Source organism: Thermosyntropha sp. (assembly GCF_017656155.1).
Taxonomy (GTDB): Bacteria; Bacillota; Syntrophomonadia; order Syntrophomonadales; family Syntrophomonadaceae; genus Thermosyntropha.
Map to the genome: position 1 here is coordinate 177,597 of NZ_JACDOH010000001.1, position 15,407 is coordinate 193,003.

Annotated in this window: 16 protein-coding genes; all 16 read left to right on the plus strand. The window is 40.0% G+C overall.

Going from position 1 to position 15,407, the window contains the following annotated elements; all coding sequences use genetic code 11:
- The first annotated feature begins 14 nt into the window (after positions 1–14).
- The 16 genes from H0Z36_RS00925 to H0Z36_RS01000 all read left to right on the plus strand — a co-directional run bounded on the left by H0Z36_RS00925 (position 15) and on the right by H0Z36_RS01000 (position 15,404).
- Positions 15–1,226: a VWA domain-containing protein gene (locus H0Z36_RS00925; protein WP_296863001.1), complete on the plus strand. Its 1,212-nt coding sequence runs from the start codon at positions 15–17 to the stop codon at positions 1,224–1,226.
- A 179-nt stretch (positions 1,227–1,405) separates the two neighbouring features.
- Entirely contained in the window at positions 1,406–2,548 is a 1,143-nt protein-coding gene (locus H0Z36_RS00930) for an acyl-CoA dehydrogenase family protein (protein ID WP_296863003.1), read from the plus strand.
- A 67-nt stretch (positions 2,549–2,615) separates the two neighbouring features.
- Positions 2,616–3,905, plus strand: coding sequence for an FAD-dependent oxidoreductase (locus H0Z36_RS00935; protein WP_296863005.1), 1,290 nt, complete (start codon positions 2,616–2,618; stop codon positions 3,903–3,905).
- Positions 3,902–4,186: a 4Fe-4S dicluster domain-containing protein gene (locus H0Z36_RS00940; protein ID WP_296863007.1), complete on the plus strand. Its 285-nt coding sequence runs from the start codon at positions 3,902–3,904 to the stop codon at positions 4,184–4,186. Before H0Z36_RS00935 ends, H0Z36_RS00940 begins: the two co-directional genes overlap by 4 nt.
- A gap of 23 nt (positions 4,187–4,209) precedes the next feature.
- Positions 4,210–4,959, plus strand: a complete 750-nt coding sequence (locus tag H0Z36_RS00945) for an electron transfer flavoprotein subunit beta/FixA family protein (RefSeq protein WP_296863009.1) — start codon at positions 4,210–4,212, stop codon at positions 4,957–4,959.
- 15 nt (positions 4,960–4,974) lie between these two features.
- Positions 4,975–5,895, plus strand: a complete 921-nt coding sequence (locus H0Z36_RS00950; RefSeq protein WP_296863012.1) for an electron transfer flavoprotein subunit alpha/FixB family protein — start codon at positions 4,975–4,977, stop codon at positions 5,893–5,895.
- A 218-nt stretch (positions 5,896–6,113) separates the two neighbouring features.
- Positions 6,114–8,039 carry a PrkA family serine protein kinase gene (locus H0Z36_RS00955; protein WP_296863014.1) on the plus strand — a complete coding sequence of 642 codons (1,926 nt, stop codon included), beginning with the start codon at positions 6,114–6,116 and terminating at the stop codon, positions 8,037–8,039.
- 10 nt (positions 8,040–8,049) lie between these two features.
- Positions 8,050–9,219, plus strand: coding sequence for a sporulation protein YhbH (yhbH, locus tag H0Z36_RS00960; RefSeq protein WP_296863016.1), 1,170 nt, complete (start codon positions 8,050–8,052; stop codon positions 9,217–9,219).
- Between the two features lie 4 nt (positions 9,220–9,223).
- Positions 9,224–10,579: a SpoVR family protein gene (locus H0Z36_RS00965; protein WP_296863017.1), complete on the plus strand. Its 1,356-nt coding sequence runs from the start codon at positions 9,224–9,226 to the stop codon at positions 10,577–10,579.
- Between the two features lie 104 nt (positions 10,580–10,683).
- Positions 10,684–11,328, plus strand: a complete 645-nt coding sequence (locus H0Z36_RS00970; RefSeq protein ID WP_296863019.1) for a deoxynucleoside kinase — start codon at positions 10,684–10,686, stop codon at positions 11,326–11,328.
- A gap of 88 nt (positions 11,329–11,416) precedes the next feature.
- Complete coding sequence (locus H0Z36_RS00975) at positions 11,417–11,857, plus strand: hypothetical protein (RefSeq protein ID WP_296863021.1); 441 nt, start codon at positions 11,417–11,419, stop codon at positions 11,855–11,857.
- 21 nt (positions 11,858–11,878) lie between these two features.
- A complete protein-coding gene (locus tag H0Z36_RS00980; RefSeq protein ID WP_296863023.1) occupies positions 11,879–13,108 on the plus strand; it encodes an ATP-binding protein in 1,230 nt (409 codons plus the stop codon).
- Positions 13,098–13,853 (plus strand): type II CAAX endopeptidase family protein, encoded by a 756-nt coding sequence (locus tag H0Z36_RS00985; RefSeq protein ID WP_296863024.1) that lies wholly within the window; start codon positions 13,098–13,100, stop codon positions 13,851–13,853. The genes H0Z36_RS00980 and H0Z36_RS00985 overlap by 11 nt, the downstream gene beginning before the upstream one ends.
- A 72-nt stretch (positions 13,854–13,925) precedes the next feature.
- Positions 13,926–14,231 (plus strand): FmdB family zinc ribbon protein, encoded by a 306-nt coding sequence (locus H0Z36_RS00990; protein ID WP_296863026.1) that lies wholly within the window; start codon positions 13,926–13,928, stop codon positions 14,229–14,231.
- A gap of 176 nt (positions 14,232–14,407) precedes the next feature.
- A complete protein-coding gene (locus tag H0Z36_RS00995; RefSeq protein ID WP_296863028.1) occupies positions 14,408–15,118 on the plus strand; it encodes an HAD family hydrolase in 711 nt (236 codons plus the stop codon).
- A 13-nt stretch (positions 15,119–15,131) separates the two neighbouring features.
- Positions 15,132–15,404, plus strand: coding sequence for a late competence development ComFB family protein (locus tag H0Z36_RS01000; RefSeq protein ID WP_296863030.1), 273 nt, complete (start codon positions 15,132–15,134; stop codon positions 15,402–15,404).
- Positions 15,405–15,407: the final 3 nt, after the last annotated feature.

Consider the following 15,407-nt stretch of genomic DNA (forward strand, 5'->3'; position numbering starts at 1 on the left):
AGAGGGGATGTATCATGTTTACCAGGTTTTTTTACACCTTAAAAGAATACGGTGTTCCTGTTTCTATGAATGAATGGTATACTTTGATGGACGCTTTAGAGAAAGGCCTGGCAGGCTCCAGCCTTACCGGTTTTTACTATCTGTGCCGTGCAATACTTGTAAAAACCGAGGCACATTATGACCGCTTTGATCTGGCTTTTGCCAGCTATTTTCGAGATGTAGAAACCCCTGAAGGTTTGCCCGAAAAAATTTGGGAATGGCTTGATAAAGAGCTGCCGGAAATGGAAATTACCGAAGAGATGAGGCGCAATAACCGGCAGCTTGACCTGGATGAACTAAAACGAATGCTGGAGGAAAGGTTAAAAGAACAGACCGAGGAGCATCATGGAGGAAACTACTGGATAGGAACCGGAGGGACTTCGCCTTTTGGACATTCCGGCTATCACCCCGGTGGAATAAGAATAGGGGGGCAGTCCCGTAACCTGTCGGCAGTAAAGGTGGCAGGAATGAGAAGGTTCCAGGAATTTCGAACAGATGAAACCCTAGGGGTTCGTCAGTTTCAGGTAGCCCTGCGCAAGTTGCGCCAGTTTACCTCCCGCTTAGATGGGCAAAAAACCGAGCTTGATTTGGACGGAACCATTAACAAGACATGCCAGAATGCGGGAAGGTTGGAGCTGGTATGGGAAAGACCCAGGGAAAACAGTATAAAGGTTTTGCTCTTAATGGATGCCGGCGGTTCTATGACTATATACAGCCGTCTGTGCAATCAGCTTTTTACTGCGGTTAATAAATCAAATCATTTTAAAGACTTAAAAGTATTCTATTTTCACAACTGCATATATGATTGGCTTTTTCATACGCCTCACTGCAGTTTGAGTGATTATACGGATACAGAATATGTGCTTAAAACTTATGATCCGGATTATCGGGTAATAATAGTGGGGGATGCCAGCATGGCTCCTTATGAGCTTACCAGAGTTGGAGGGATAATTGACTGGGAGCTTTACAATGATAAACCAGGAATAGATTGGTTAAGGAGAATAAGACGTCATTTCGAATATTCAGTCTGGCTTAATCCTATTCCCCGGGATTACTGGGACTGGACTGACGGGGCTTTTACCATAAAAAAGATTGCTGAGATTTTCCCGATGGAGGAACTCACTGTTGACGGTTTGGAAAGGGCGATTAACAAGCTGCGCAGCCGGCAGGCGGTTGTAAATATATGAATGATAAATAGTAGGAAAACAGATAAATTTAGTTAACAAAATTCCCTTTTGGGGGATTTTTTTTTATAAAAATGAAAAATTAATATTTACATACATTATATTTTCGTTATAAAATTATTACAAGAATAAAATATTTTAAAACGTAATGTTGAAAAAATAAGGTGGGGAGGAATTAAATTATGGATTTTTCATTAAGTAAAGAGGAACAGCTCATTCAGAAGGCAGCTGCCGAATATGCAGAAAAATTTATTGAACCTGTTGCCAAACAGATTGATGAAGAAAATAAAGTTCCGGATGAAATAATAAGAGGATTAGGAGAGCTTGACCTTTTTGGTATTCCGTTTGATGAAGAATATGGCGGTGCTGGAGCAGGTTATCTCTGCTATGTTCTGGCTATGGAACAGATAGCTGCGGCATCATCCGGAGTAGGGATGATTTTGTCTGCTCATACTTTAGGACTTGGAGCTATTGATAAGTTTGGAACTGAAGAACAGAAGAAGAAATATATGTTTAAACCTTGCCGCGGGGAAGAAGTAGCTTCTTTTGCATTTACTGAACCTGGAACTGGTTCTGACCCGAAACAGATTGCAACAACTGCCAGAAAAGAGGGAGATTATTACATCATAAACGGCACCAAGAGGTTTATTTCCAATGCCGGCTATCCGGGGCCGATTGTCGTATTTGCCAAAGAAGAGGAAACCGGCAAGGTAAGCGGTTTTATAGTTGAAAAGTGGTGTGAAGGATACTCTATATCTGAGCCGTGGGAAAAGCTAGGAATGCATGGCGGACCTCTTTTAGATGTATATCTTAAGGATGTAAAGGTTCCGGCAGAAAACTTATTAGGCGGACCGGGAATGGGATATGCCATACTGCAGTTTGCCATATCCTTTGGCAAGGTAGGAGTAAGTGCCTGTGCGTTAGGCGGAGCGGAAGCTGCCTGTCGTGAAGCCTTCAAGTATGCTAAAGAAAAAATGCACCGGGATCAGCCTATTACCAAGTTCCAGGGAATAAGGCTTGCTTTGGCTGAAATAGCTGAGAGGGTGGAAGCATGCAGATGGCTGACTTATCGATTGGGCTATTTGGCTGACAATGTTAAGAACCCGGCTCAGTTTGCAAAGGAAGCAGCTTTAACTAAAGATTTTATCTGTGCTCAGATTGTCGACATTTCCAGATTGGCAGTTAATGTTCACGGATCATATGGCCTGATGAAGGATTACAAAGTAGAGCGTTTGTGGAGAGATGCCATAATGGGTCTTCAGATTGAAGGCGTATCTGATATGCAAAAAGAAATAGTAGCGGGAGTTATTATTGGAAGTAAATAAGACTGCATAAGGGGGGTTTTCCTCCCCCCTTTTAAATATATCTTCCGGTAAAGGTGAGGTGGTAGGGATGGAAGAAAGGTTTGATGCCATAATAGTCGGAGGAGGACTTGCAGGTTTAGGAGCAGCATATACTTTGGCCAGCGAAGGATTGGAGGTCTTGCTTTTAGAAAGAGGCGATTATTCCGGGGCTAAAAATGTTACCGGAGGTCGCATTTATGTAAATCCGGTGCGGGATATGTATCCTGACCTTTGGAAAAAGGCACCATTCGAAAGATTTATAGCCCATGAAGAAGTAACGGTTATGGCTAAGGAGCGCTCTATTACCGTCCGTTACAGTGGGGAAGAGCTTAAAAAGGAGCCTTATCAGAGCTACAGCATTTTGCGCGCCAAATTTGACCGCTGGTTTGCCAAACAGGCAGAACGCAAAGGAGCTATGATTGTAACTAAAAGCAAGGTTGATGATTTAATACGGGAAAATGGAAGGATAGCAGGGGTTATTACCGGCGGAGAAGAACTTAAGGCAGATGTTGTTATTGCCTGTGACGGGGTTCTTTCTTTAACAGCTGAAAAAGCCGGACTGCGCAGCCCTGGAAATCCTAAGGATTATGCAGTAGGAGTAAAGGAAGTAATTGAACTTGACCCGGCAGTTATTGAGGACAGGTTTGCCCTTGCCGATGGAGAAGGAGCTGCCCGTCTTTTCATGGGGGAAGTTACCAAAGGCATGTTCGGCGGAGGCTTTTTATATACCAACAAAGAGAGTATAAGTTTGGGACTGGTAGTAAGTATCAAAGAGCTTATGGAAAATAAACAGGGTATTGAAATTCCGGTTATGTTTGAAGAATTTAAAAATCGGCCGGAAATAGCAGCTCTTATAAAAGGAGGACAGACTGCTGAATATTCAGCTCATGTTATCCCGGAAGGCGGCTATAAAGCTTTAACCAGGCTTTATGGTGATGGCATTTTAGTTGCAGGAGATGCGGCCGGTTTTGCAATGAATATAGGAGTTACGGTAAGAGGAATGGAATATGCTTTAGCTTCAGGCTATTATGCGGCTAAAGCTGTTATAAAGGCAAAAGAAAAAGGCGATTTTAGCGCAAAGACCCTTTCGATATATGAAGATATGCTTAAGTCAAGTTTTGTTATGAGAGATTTCATAAACTTTAAAGAAGCTCCTCATGTTCTGGAAAATCCCAGGTTCTTTAATTACTACCCGGAACTTGTCGGCAATATTATGCGCGACTTGTATGCGGTTCCGGCCGGACCCAAAGAAAAACTTTATCCAACGGTTAAGAGATACCTGGGCTTTAAGCAGCTTTGGGCTATGGCAGGCGATATGCGGAAGGTGATGAAAATATGAGCGAAACCTTAAATTTAAAGGCCAAATTAGGACTTAATGTTTTTAAAGAAGACAAAGAGAGACATATCAATATAAAGCCGGGGATGGAAAAAGACCCGCGCTTAAAGAGGGCGGTTCTGGTATGTCCGGCCGGACTTTACAGCTTAAATGAACAGGGTGAGGTAGAGTTTACCATTGACGGCTGCCTGGAATGTGGAACCTGCCGCATAGCATGTGGCACGGAGGTTTTAGAGTGGAAATATCCCAATGGCGGCTCTGGGGTTCAATTCAGGTTTGGATAAAAATATCAAAGGAGGTTTTGCAGATGAATGTTGTGGTAGCTATGAAACAAATTCCTGACCTACAGCAGATAAGGATTAAAAACCGCCAGCCGGTTTTTGACGATGTGCCTCTTACTTTTGGAAGCATTGATAAAAATGCTCTGGAGGCCGGAGTAAATTTAAAAGAAAATGGGCTGGCTGATAAGGTGATTGTTCTTTCCGCCGGCAACGAAGATTTGGAGGATACAATAAAAGAGGCTTTAGCTGCTGGAGCAGATGAAGCATTTCTTATTTTGGGCGATGATCTTAACGGAGCTGAAAGCAGCGTTATAGCTCAAGTTTTAACTGCAGGGATTAAACAGATAGAAGATGTAGGACTTATTCTTTTTGGAGAAGGCAGCGGGGATAATTACTCAGGGCAGGTAGGCTCAAGGGTAGCTGAAATTTTAGGATGGCCTCAGGTAGGTTATGCCGGAGCTGTAAAGGTAGAAGGGAATAAAGCGGTGGTAACCAGGGTTTTGGAAGACGCGGAAGAAGTGGTGGAAGTTTCTCTTCCGGCTGTTATAACTGTGGTTTCCGGCATAAATGAAGCGCGAATTCCTTCGGTAACACAGATTTTAAAGGCAGGAAAGAAGCCGAAAGAAATAGTGGAAGAAGATGAACTGGACGAAATAAACAAGGATGCTCTCATTACTACGGTAAGCAATTTGGCTCCCGAAAGCGACCGCAAGCGCGTAGTAGTCAAGAGTACAGCTGAACTTGTTGATAAACTGAAAAGTGAGAACATGATTTAGGAGGGGGTGGCTTTTATGGCAGGAATTTTAGTTTTCAGCGATAGAACTAATTTGGCATTGGAAATTTTGACAGCAGCCGGGGTTATCGGCGGAACAGCTAAGGTGTTGGTAATAAATAATGATGAACAGGCGCAGGCTTTATCTGATGCCGGAGCTGACGTTTATAAATTAAGCAATGATGATATAAGCTTGGCTGATGTAGGACAGGTTGCCGAAGTTTTAAAGGAAGCGGCAGAAAAGCTTAATGCTGACATTATTCTTCTATCTTCCAACCGTAGAGGAAAAGAATTGGCTGGGAGATTGGCCCAGAAGATAGGAGCCGGATGCTTAACTGATGTTTCAGCTATCAATGTTAATGGAGATAAGATTGAATGTCAGCGCAATGCTTTAGGTGGGGCAACTGTAGCTACCCAGTACATAAACGGGGATAAAAAGGTTATAGCTGTATCTCCACGCAGCTTTGCTCCATTTGCCGGAAGCGGAGGCAGTATAAACGAGATCGATATAACTATTCCCGCTTCAACGGTGAAGGTGCTGGAAGTAAAGCCGAAAGCTGCTGATACAGTTGATATTGCTGCGGCTGAAAAATTAGTAATAGTAGGGCAGGGTCTTAATAGCAAAGATGACATTCCTATGATTGAGGAGTTGGCTGCCAAAATTGGAGCGGAAGTTGCCTGCTCCAAACCGGTAGCCACCGATAAGAAATGGTTTTCCGAAGAGCACGTAGTAGGACTTTCCGGAAAGATATGCAAGCCGGAACTGGCCATTATTTTAGGGGTATCCGGACAGGTTCAGTTTACCGTAGGTATAAGAGATGCTAAAGTGATTGCAGCTGTAAATACAGATGAAAATGCGACTATAAATACTATGGCAGACTATGTCCTTACCGCTGACCTGCATGAAGTGGTCAAGGAAATGAATGAGATTTTGGGATAGTTAGAAAAAAGTTGATTTAAAAATAAACATATTTTTCGGTAAAATCAGCATAAAGCTTTATAAAGCTTTATGCTGATTTTTTTTGGTTGGTAAATTTTTAAACAAGATGTAAATGTTTGTAAATCAATATCTTGTAAAAAGAGCATATAAATATAACATTAGAAGCTCTTTCTTTAGTTTTTAATGGGGAAAGTTTTTTTAAGGGAGGGGACAATTAGATGTCTGATGACTTTAACCGCCTGATTAAAGAAGACAGAGAAAGAAGAAAACATGAGAGTTTTAGAGGGACTTTTCTGGATTATCTTAATATAGTTAAAGAAAACAAAGATGTAGCGATGCTGGCTCATGAAAGGATGTACCGGCTCATTACTGAACCGGGGACAGAAGTCGTAAAGACGGAGGATGACCCCCGTTTAAGGCGTATTTACGGGCATGATATTATAAAAAGATATAGGTTTTTTGCCGACGATTTCTTTGGGATTGATAAAACCATTATGGAGATAGTCCGGTACTTTCATTCTGCGGCTATGCGGGGTGAAGAATCGAGACAGGTATTGTATCTGGTGGGACCGGTAGGGTCCGGAAAATCCTCTATTATGGAAAGCCTTAAAAGAGCCCTGGAAAACAGCCCGCCTATTTATGCTTTAGAGGGATGTCCTATGCGGGAAGAACCTCTGCATCTGCTTCCCAAGCACTTAAGGCCTGAATTTGAAAGGATTTTAGGGGTAAAGATTGAAGGGGATTTATGTCCGATATGCAGATATCGCCTGATTAATGAATATAAGGGGGAATATGAAAAATTCGGGGTAGTAACGGTTGATTTTTCTGTCCGTTCGCGTAAAGGGATAGCGGTTGTGCCTCCGGTTGACCCTAATAATCAGGATACCTCGGTGCTTATTGGTTCGGTAGACATATCTAAAATGGATTTGTATCCGGAAGATGATCCGCGGGTTTTAACGCTTAATGGAGCCTTTAATGCTGGTAACCGTGGTATTGTAGAGTTTATTGAGATATTTAAAAATGATGTTGAATATCTACATACCATAATTACCGCTACTCAGGAAAAATCAATACCTTCTCCCGGAAAAGGACCTATGATTTATTTTGATGGCATAATTCTGGCTCACTCTAATGAAGCGGAATGGAACAAATTTAAATCAGATAACACTAATGAAGCTATTTTAGACCGCATAGTAAAGATAGAGGTTCCTTATTGTCTGGAATTAGACCAGGAAGTAAAGATATATCGCAAAATTTTGAGACAGAGCAAGTTTGATGCTCATATTGCTCCTCATACTATTGAAGTGGCTTCAATGTTTGCCATTTTAAGCCGCCTTAATCCTTCCAACAAGGTAGATATAATGACTAAGATGCGTATTTACAATGGGGAAGAGATAGTTCAAAAAGATGCTCAGCCGCGGATTGATATTCAGGAGTTAAGAGAAGAAGCGGGCAAGGAAGGGTTTAAAGGTATATCTACCCGCTTTATTATGAAGGCTATAGATAATGCCTTATCTGAATCTCCTCATAATTGCATAAATCCCATTATTGTTATGGAATCCCTGATAAAATCGGTTAAAGCGACTGATATGCCGGATGATGAGAAACAGAAGCTCTTGGGGTATCTTAAGGATACCATAAAGAAAGAGTATCACCGCATATTAGAAAAGGAGATCACCAGAGCCTTTATTCATGGTTATCGTGAACAGGCAGAAACTTTATTTAACAATTATTTAGATCATGCAGAAGCTTTTGTAAATAAAACTAAGCTCAAAGACAAGAATACTGGCGAAGAGTTGGAACCGGATGAAAAATTTATGGAATCTATCGAGGCTCAGATAGGACTTACAGGAAATGCGGCCAAAGGCTTCAGGCATGATGTTACTTCCTATATGTTTTCCCTTTTGCGCAATAAAAAGAAAATTGATTATGAAAGTTATGAACCTTTAAGAGAGGCTATTGAAAAGAAACTGACTGCTTCGGTGCGCGAAATTTCCCGTGTTATTACCAGTGCCAGAGTTAGGGATGAGGAACAAAAGCGCAAATATGATGCGATGGTAGAAGAGATGAAAAGGAACGGTTATTGTGATCACTGCTGTAATGTAGTTTTGAAGTATGCAGCTAATAATTTGTGGAGAGACTGAGGGTGGTTTTATGGCTGTCTTTCGGGATTTTGAAGGTGAAGGAAGGGACAGGAGCGCTGAGGATCGCAGGAGGCACAGAGAGCTGGTAGAAGATTCCATAAAGCGGAATATAGGCAGTATAGTGGCAGAAGAAAGTATCATTGGGCAAAGTAAGGAAAAGGTATTTAAAATACCAATAAGAGGAATAAAGGAATACCGATTTGTTTATGGAGAAAACAGACCGGGGGTAGCCTCAGGCAAGGGTGATGAAAAGAGAGGTCAGAGAATTCCGGGAAATAGAGGGGGAGAGATTCCCCAGGCAGGGAATGGAGCAGGAAGTATAGAGGGTGAGGATATTTATGAAACTGAAATCACTTTGGAAGAATTGATTGAATATATGTTTGAAGATTTAGATCTTCCGTATATGGAAAAAAAGAAGTTCTCCTATATTCAATCAGAAAAAAGCACTAAGAGGTGGGGGATACAGAGAAAAGGGATTCCCCCGCGCCTTAACAAAAAAAGGTCTATGATGGAGAGGATAAAGCGGAAGAAAGCTGCAGAGAGGACATTAAGGGAATTAGGATTGGATGAGGAAATAGAAAGATTCCCCTTTAGCGAGGAAGATCTGCGCTATCAACGGGTAAAAGAAGACATAAGACCGGAGTCTAATGCTGTTGTTATATGTATTATGGATAATTCAGGCTCCATGTATCTAAGTAAAAAGTATATGGCGCGCAGCTTTTTTTTCCTGCTCTATCAGTTTGTCCGCTATCGTTATGCCAATGTGGATCTAGTATTTATAAATCATACTACTACGGCTAAAGAGGTAGATGAAGATTCTTTTTTTCATAGGGGAGAATCAGGAGGGACTATAATCAGCAGCGGCTATGAAAAGGCTTTGGAAATTATAAATGAGAGGTATGACAAAGAGATCTGGAATATATATGCGTTTCACTGCAGTGATGGTGATAACTGGCCGGAAGATATAGCCAGAGCAGTAGAAAAGGCTAAGGAGCTTGCTGAGGTGTGTAATTTGTTCGGCTATGGTGAAATTGTTTCTTCCTGGAGTCCTGCCAGTACTATGTTAAGTGAATATAAGAAGGTCATAAATGCTCCAAATTTTGTTTGTGTTATTTTGAGCAGCAAGGAAGACATATGGCCTGCCTTTAAAAAAATATTAACGGTCGCCGAGAAGGAGTGATAAGGTGGGGTGTGATTATATAATAGATGACCTCATTAAATATAATCAAAAAATAGAGGAGATCGCCCGGGATAAAGGGCTTGATTTTTATCCTCAGGAGTTTGAGCTTTGCTCATATGAGGAGATGATAGGGTATGAGGCGTATTCAGGCATGCCTGCCCGTTATCCCCATTGGAGTTTTGGCAAAGCTTATGAGCGGAAGAAAACTTTCTATCGCTATAATCTGACCGGACTTCCTTATGAGATGGTCATAAATTCTAATCCTTGCTTGGCGTATCTTATGAAAGATAATACCGTGCTTCTACAGATACTTACCATGGCTCATGTGTATGGGCATAATGATTTTTTTAAAAATAACCGACTTTTTAAAACAGGCACCAGAGCTGAAAACACCATAGAAATGTTTAAAACCCATGCGGATAAGATAAGAACTTATATTGCTGATCCCAGCATAGGGTATGTTAAGGTTGAGAGGATACTTGATGCTGTGCATTCTATACGTTTTCAGACGGTAAGGATTGTGGGAGAAAAGCGTTTAAGCAAAGAAGAAATAAAAGCCAGGCTTATAGATCAGTTTATGCCTAAACCGAGTGAACATCCCCTCCTGGAAGACAGTTATAATGTGAAAATGCCTGATCTTAATAAAATTCCTTTGATGCCGGAAGATGACCTTTTGCTTTTTATATATGAACATGCTCCTTTAAAGGATTGGGAAAAGGATATAGTCATGATGGTGAGGGAAGAGAGTCTTTATTTCTTGCCTCAGATGGAGACCAAAATTATGAACGAAGGCTGGGCCAGCTACTGGCATTATCAGATTTTAAGCAGTATGGATTTGCCTGATAATTTATATTTAGAGTTTTTAAAGAGACATAATCAGGTGATTGCTGCGATAGAAGGAGGCATTAATCCTTATCATCTGGGCTTTAAAATATTTGAAAAATTGGCACGGAAAAATGGAACTGATTTTATTTTTGAAGTGCGAAATGAAGAGAGGGATGTATCTTTCTTGCGCCGATATTTTGATAAAGAGCTGTGCAGGGAGCTTAATCTTTTTCAGTTTAAAAAGAGCGGGCGGGATTATGTAGTTACTGAAATTGCAGATGAGGAAGGTTTTGAAAAAATAAGAGAGACTTTGATTGCTAATACCGGGGTAAATACCATACCTGTTATTAAGGTTGCAGAGATAGGAAGAAATAATACGCTTATGCTTGAACACGAATGGGATGGGCGCGAACTTAATCTGGAATATGCTCATAATACAGTTAAACATATAGCCAGCCTATGGAAGGGAAGAGTTAGGCTTAAAACCCGGCTAAGAAACACTGTTCAAATATTGGAAAGTGAGGGGACAGAATAGCAAAAAAATTTAGACTTGAAAGGATTTCAGAATAGAAGTAGGAATTCAGGCATTAATCACGAATTATAAAAACAGCAAATTTTGCAGGGAAAGGAGAACAAGTGGTGGAAGGCGATAAGAGAGTTAAGATAGTTGTAGATGGAGTAACGGGGGTGGGAAAGTCCAGCTTAGTTAAAATATTAAGTGAGGAATTTAACCTTAAGCCATTCAGTGAGATGTTTGAAGATGAAAATATGCTTCTGCATAAATTTTTTCATGATCGGGCAAAATGGGCGTTTCCTATGCAGACTAATTTTCTTACCAACCGTTTTAAGCAGTACAGGCAGGCTATGAAAATAGGAGGAGTGGTGATGGATCGCTCTATTTACTCAGACAAGATTTTTGCCCGCATGTATTTAGAGTATGGGTACCTAAATCCGGAAGAATATGCAGTATATAATAATCTTTTGAATGTTCTTCTGGATTATGTAACTCCTCCTCAGCTTCTGGTTTATCTGAGGGTCAGCACGGATGAAGCAGTGCGCAGGATAAGAAAGCGTGGAAGGCCTGATGAGTTGGAAGTAGAATATGAATACTGGGATACCTTGAATAAATTTTATGAAGAAAATTATTCGAATTTTGGTGAGAGCAGACTTTTGATAATTCAGGCAGATGACCTTGACTATGTAAACCGTACCGAAGACAGGGAATATGTTTTAAGTCGTATAAAGCAGGCTTTAGATCTTGCTGATGCTCAAAAAGTAGGATAGATAAAAATTTATATTTCTGTTATCTTAGAATCAGTCATATTGATGACTGGTTTTTATTTGTGCATAAACTTGGAAAGGTTGGTAAGAGATGACTTCGGTTTTAGTTATTTTTGCTTTTATTATATTTTTGGGGTACAGTTTTTATTTTTACAAGATAATCATAGGTAAACCGCAGGAGTTTGAGCTAAGCCTTATAAAAAGCCTGGGTGAATGGATTTTGGCGCGCAAGGTTAAGGCGAGAACTGATTTGTGGCTTATGCTCTTATTTTCGGTGGTGTTTGAGCTTATCTATTTTTTGCTTGCGTGGACAGTGATTAAAAATCCTCTGCTACTTTTTTTTACTGCTTTTTTTGCCGGTTTTGAACTTTTGCATATTTTATTTACGGCCAAGAGATTCAGAAACTTTTTCCAGGGCAAACTGCCTTTTAAGTCCTTGTTTTTATGGCCAGTTGAACGCATAAGCGCCTTATTCTTCTTTACCCATTCGCTCCTGGTTTTATTAAGTTTGATTTTTTTGAAAACAGCGTAAGATTAAAGGGGGCAATAGTCTTTGTATCGCGAGATAAGATATGATCTGGCTGGTTTAAGCATATATCGTAATTTTTTAAAAGAACCGGTTGTTATAAGGGGACTGCAAACCATAGATAATATTTTAAAGTATGGAGAAGATTCTTTAGACGCTTTCGAGAGTTATCACGAGTTTATTTTCATGCTTTATGAAAAAGAGACCACTTTTAAAGACTTTTTATTATATTTTATTCTTCATGATGACAACCCTTTTTCACGGGCAGCTGAACATAAAGCATGGCATAAGATAAATAAAGACCTGATTAAAGCGACAGCCCGGGATTTGGCTGTGCTTAAGAAGATATATGATTTCCCTTGGAATAAAATTTATCCCGAATCAGTTTATCCAGATTTTTCTGAACCTCGTGATGCTAAATATCCGGAATTTTTTAAGGAAGAAAATTGGGAAGAAATTTTGCCGCATCTTGCCCGTTATTATTTTGAAAATTCGCGGGGTATAGCTTCTGTTTATCGAGCTTTAGCCTGGGAAAAAGGAAAAGGCCTTACTGGAATAAAAAATCCCGACCGCTGTTATATAGATGATCTGTTAGGACTGGATTACCAAATAAAAAGGCTATGTCAGAATACGGAATTTTTCTTAAAAGGTTATCCTGCCAACAATGTTTTACTCTATGGACCGCGGGGGACAGGTAAATCTACCATGATAAAAGCGCTTTTGGATAAATACCGTGGGACTAAGCTGAGGCTGGTAGAAGTCAGAAGGGAAGATTTGAATGAACTGCCTGAAGTAGTAGACGAGCTTGGGAAGTATAACCTTAAATTTATAATCTATATTGATGATTTGTCTTTTGAAGATTATGAAACTGAATACAAAGGGCTTAAAGCTGTTTTAGAGGGAACCCTTAAAGGAAAGAATCCTAATGTTTTAATTTACGCTACTTCTAACCGGCGCCATTTGGTGAAAGAATATTTCAGCGACCGGGCTAAAGCTTCTGAAGAGGTGCATTTTTTTGATTCTATGGAAGAAAAGTTGTCTCTGTCTGACCGCTTTGGACTTATTATTACAATCCCTCAACCGAACCGGGAGATTTATCTTAATATAGTTAAAAATCTGGCCAGAAAAAGAGGGCTAAAAATATCCGACCAGCTTTTAGAAACTAAAGCGATAGAATGGGAAAGAAGCCACCATGGATTCTCAGGCAGGACCGCCCGGCAGTTTGTTGATTCATTGGGGGAATATTATGAAAAATGATGCTGTGAAAGGGGTCGTAGGTTTGACATCCTACAAAAAGGAAATTACCTGGGGATGGTTGGATATAATCCTGGTTTATGTGGGAATAGTGGCAACTGGACTCATTTTTAACTACTTTGTGCCTGATATTATGAAATTTATGTATTCAAAAGGGATGGAAGCCAATGAGATTAACTTGTTTATGTTAAGCTTTTTCCTGCAGTTCATTGTCACGGTTTCTTTGATTTTATTTTTTGCTCTGGGAGTAAGAAAAGCAAGCTTGAGCGACCTTGGTATTAAAAATGTTTCCTTTTTTTCTTATTTGGTTTACGGCTTGGGAGGCGGTTTATTTCTTATAGCAGTTATTCTTTTATTAAGTGTTTTTGTAAATTATCTTAAACCTGACTTAAATCCCCAGGCCTATGAGGAAATAATAAGGACAGTAAAGAGTTTTCCCCAGTTTTTGTTGGTTTTTCTGGCTGGAACTGTTATGGCCCCTTTGTCAGAAGAGCTTTTTTTCAGGGGTATGATATATCCTGTTTTTCGTAAATATACCGGTTCTGCTTTGGGAATGGTTTTAGCCGGAACGGTTTTCGGGTTGGCTCACTGGGATTTATGGCGTGCTGTTCCTTTGAGTATAGGAGGAATTGTTCTGTGCTATATATATGAAAAGAGTGGAAGCATCTTGGTGTCTGCTTTGGCTCATGGGATATGGAATGGAGTGATGGCTTTGGCTTTGTATATGAGCCTTTTTAACGGCATATAACTTCTGATTGACAAATTTATATTTTGGCTTATAAATATTATATTAGGAATTATTAAGCGAAATGAGGTGAACATGATGCCTGTCTATGATTATAAATGTGAAAACTGCGGCAAATTTGAAATCAAACAACGCATTACTGAAGATCCTTTAAAAACCTGTCCGACCTGTGGAGGGAAGGTGGAAAGGCTTATAGGCAAAAATATCGGTATAGTTTTTAAAGGATCGGGGTTTTATACTACCGATTCCCGGATGAATAAAGACAGGGCAAAACAGATAAATCAGGAAAGACAGAAAGATAATCAGGCCCTTTTGGACGGTGATGTAAAATCATATGTGGAACAGGCAGAAAAGACTGATCTTAAGATAAAAGAGGCATAAAGCATAAAAGATGAAGGGTAGCAATTTGACTGCCCTTCTTAATTTTTATGTTATTTGGTTTTATTTGAAAATGCTTGAAGTTTTTAGGCTGTTTACAGGTGTTTGCACCGTTGAAGCAGGATTTTCCAACCTGGTGTTGTATTTATTAAGTAAACTTAATTTTTGGGGTGAACTTTTTGTTTAAAGCAATTACTTTTGATTTCTGGAATACTCTGTATAAACCGCCTGAAAATGAAGAAGCTGGGAGAAAGAGGATTAATCTTTTCTGGGATTATCTTTTAAAAATAGGTTTTGAGGTGGAAAGGAAGCAGGTAAAAAGAGCTTTTATGAAAGCCTGGGATATGGCAAACAAAAAGCAGCGGGAAGAAGGGATAGATATTACTCCCCGCGGGCATCTTGCTATTATTTTGGATGAAATAGGCGTTGAGCTTATGCCGGACATGGAAGATAAAGCATATAATATTTATACCGAAACCCTTTTGGATTTTCCGCCGGTTATAAATGATGATGTTCAGGAAATTTTGCCTCGGCTTAAATCTAAATATAAACTGGCAGTAATCTGCAATACAGGTATAACCCCGGGGAAGAATTTGCGCGAACTCATGAAAAAAGACGGGATAATTGATTACTTTGATTATTTAGTTTTTTCGGATGAAGTAGGTTTTGCCAAGCCTAATATAGAGATATTCAATTTTACCTTAAATAAGCTTAAAGCGGAAAACAGCTGTGTTGCCCATATAGGAGATGATGTTTTAACAGATATGTGGGGAGCCAAAAATGCGGGTATGACTACGATATGGCTTGCTCCTGAGGCTGACGAAAAACTTTCTCATATTGATTATCATATCCGCAGGTTGAATGAACTCAAGGCTATTTTTGACATATAAGGGGACGATAAATGTGCAGGTAGTCAATATCGTGGAAAAAATGGCATGGGATAAGTTGGATACGGTTTTAAACAGTAAAGAAAACATTTGCAAGTGTGAAAAATGCAGGGCGGATATGATTGCTTATGCCCTTAACAAGCTGAAGCCGCGATATGTTTCGACTGAGAGAGGAGAAGTTTTTGTGCGAGCACAGTATATGGATGTTGACCTTTCAGCAGCTATATTGGTAGCTTTGACCGAAGCGGTGGAGGTTGTGGGAAAAAATCCGCATCATGATAAGGAGTAGATA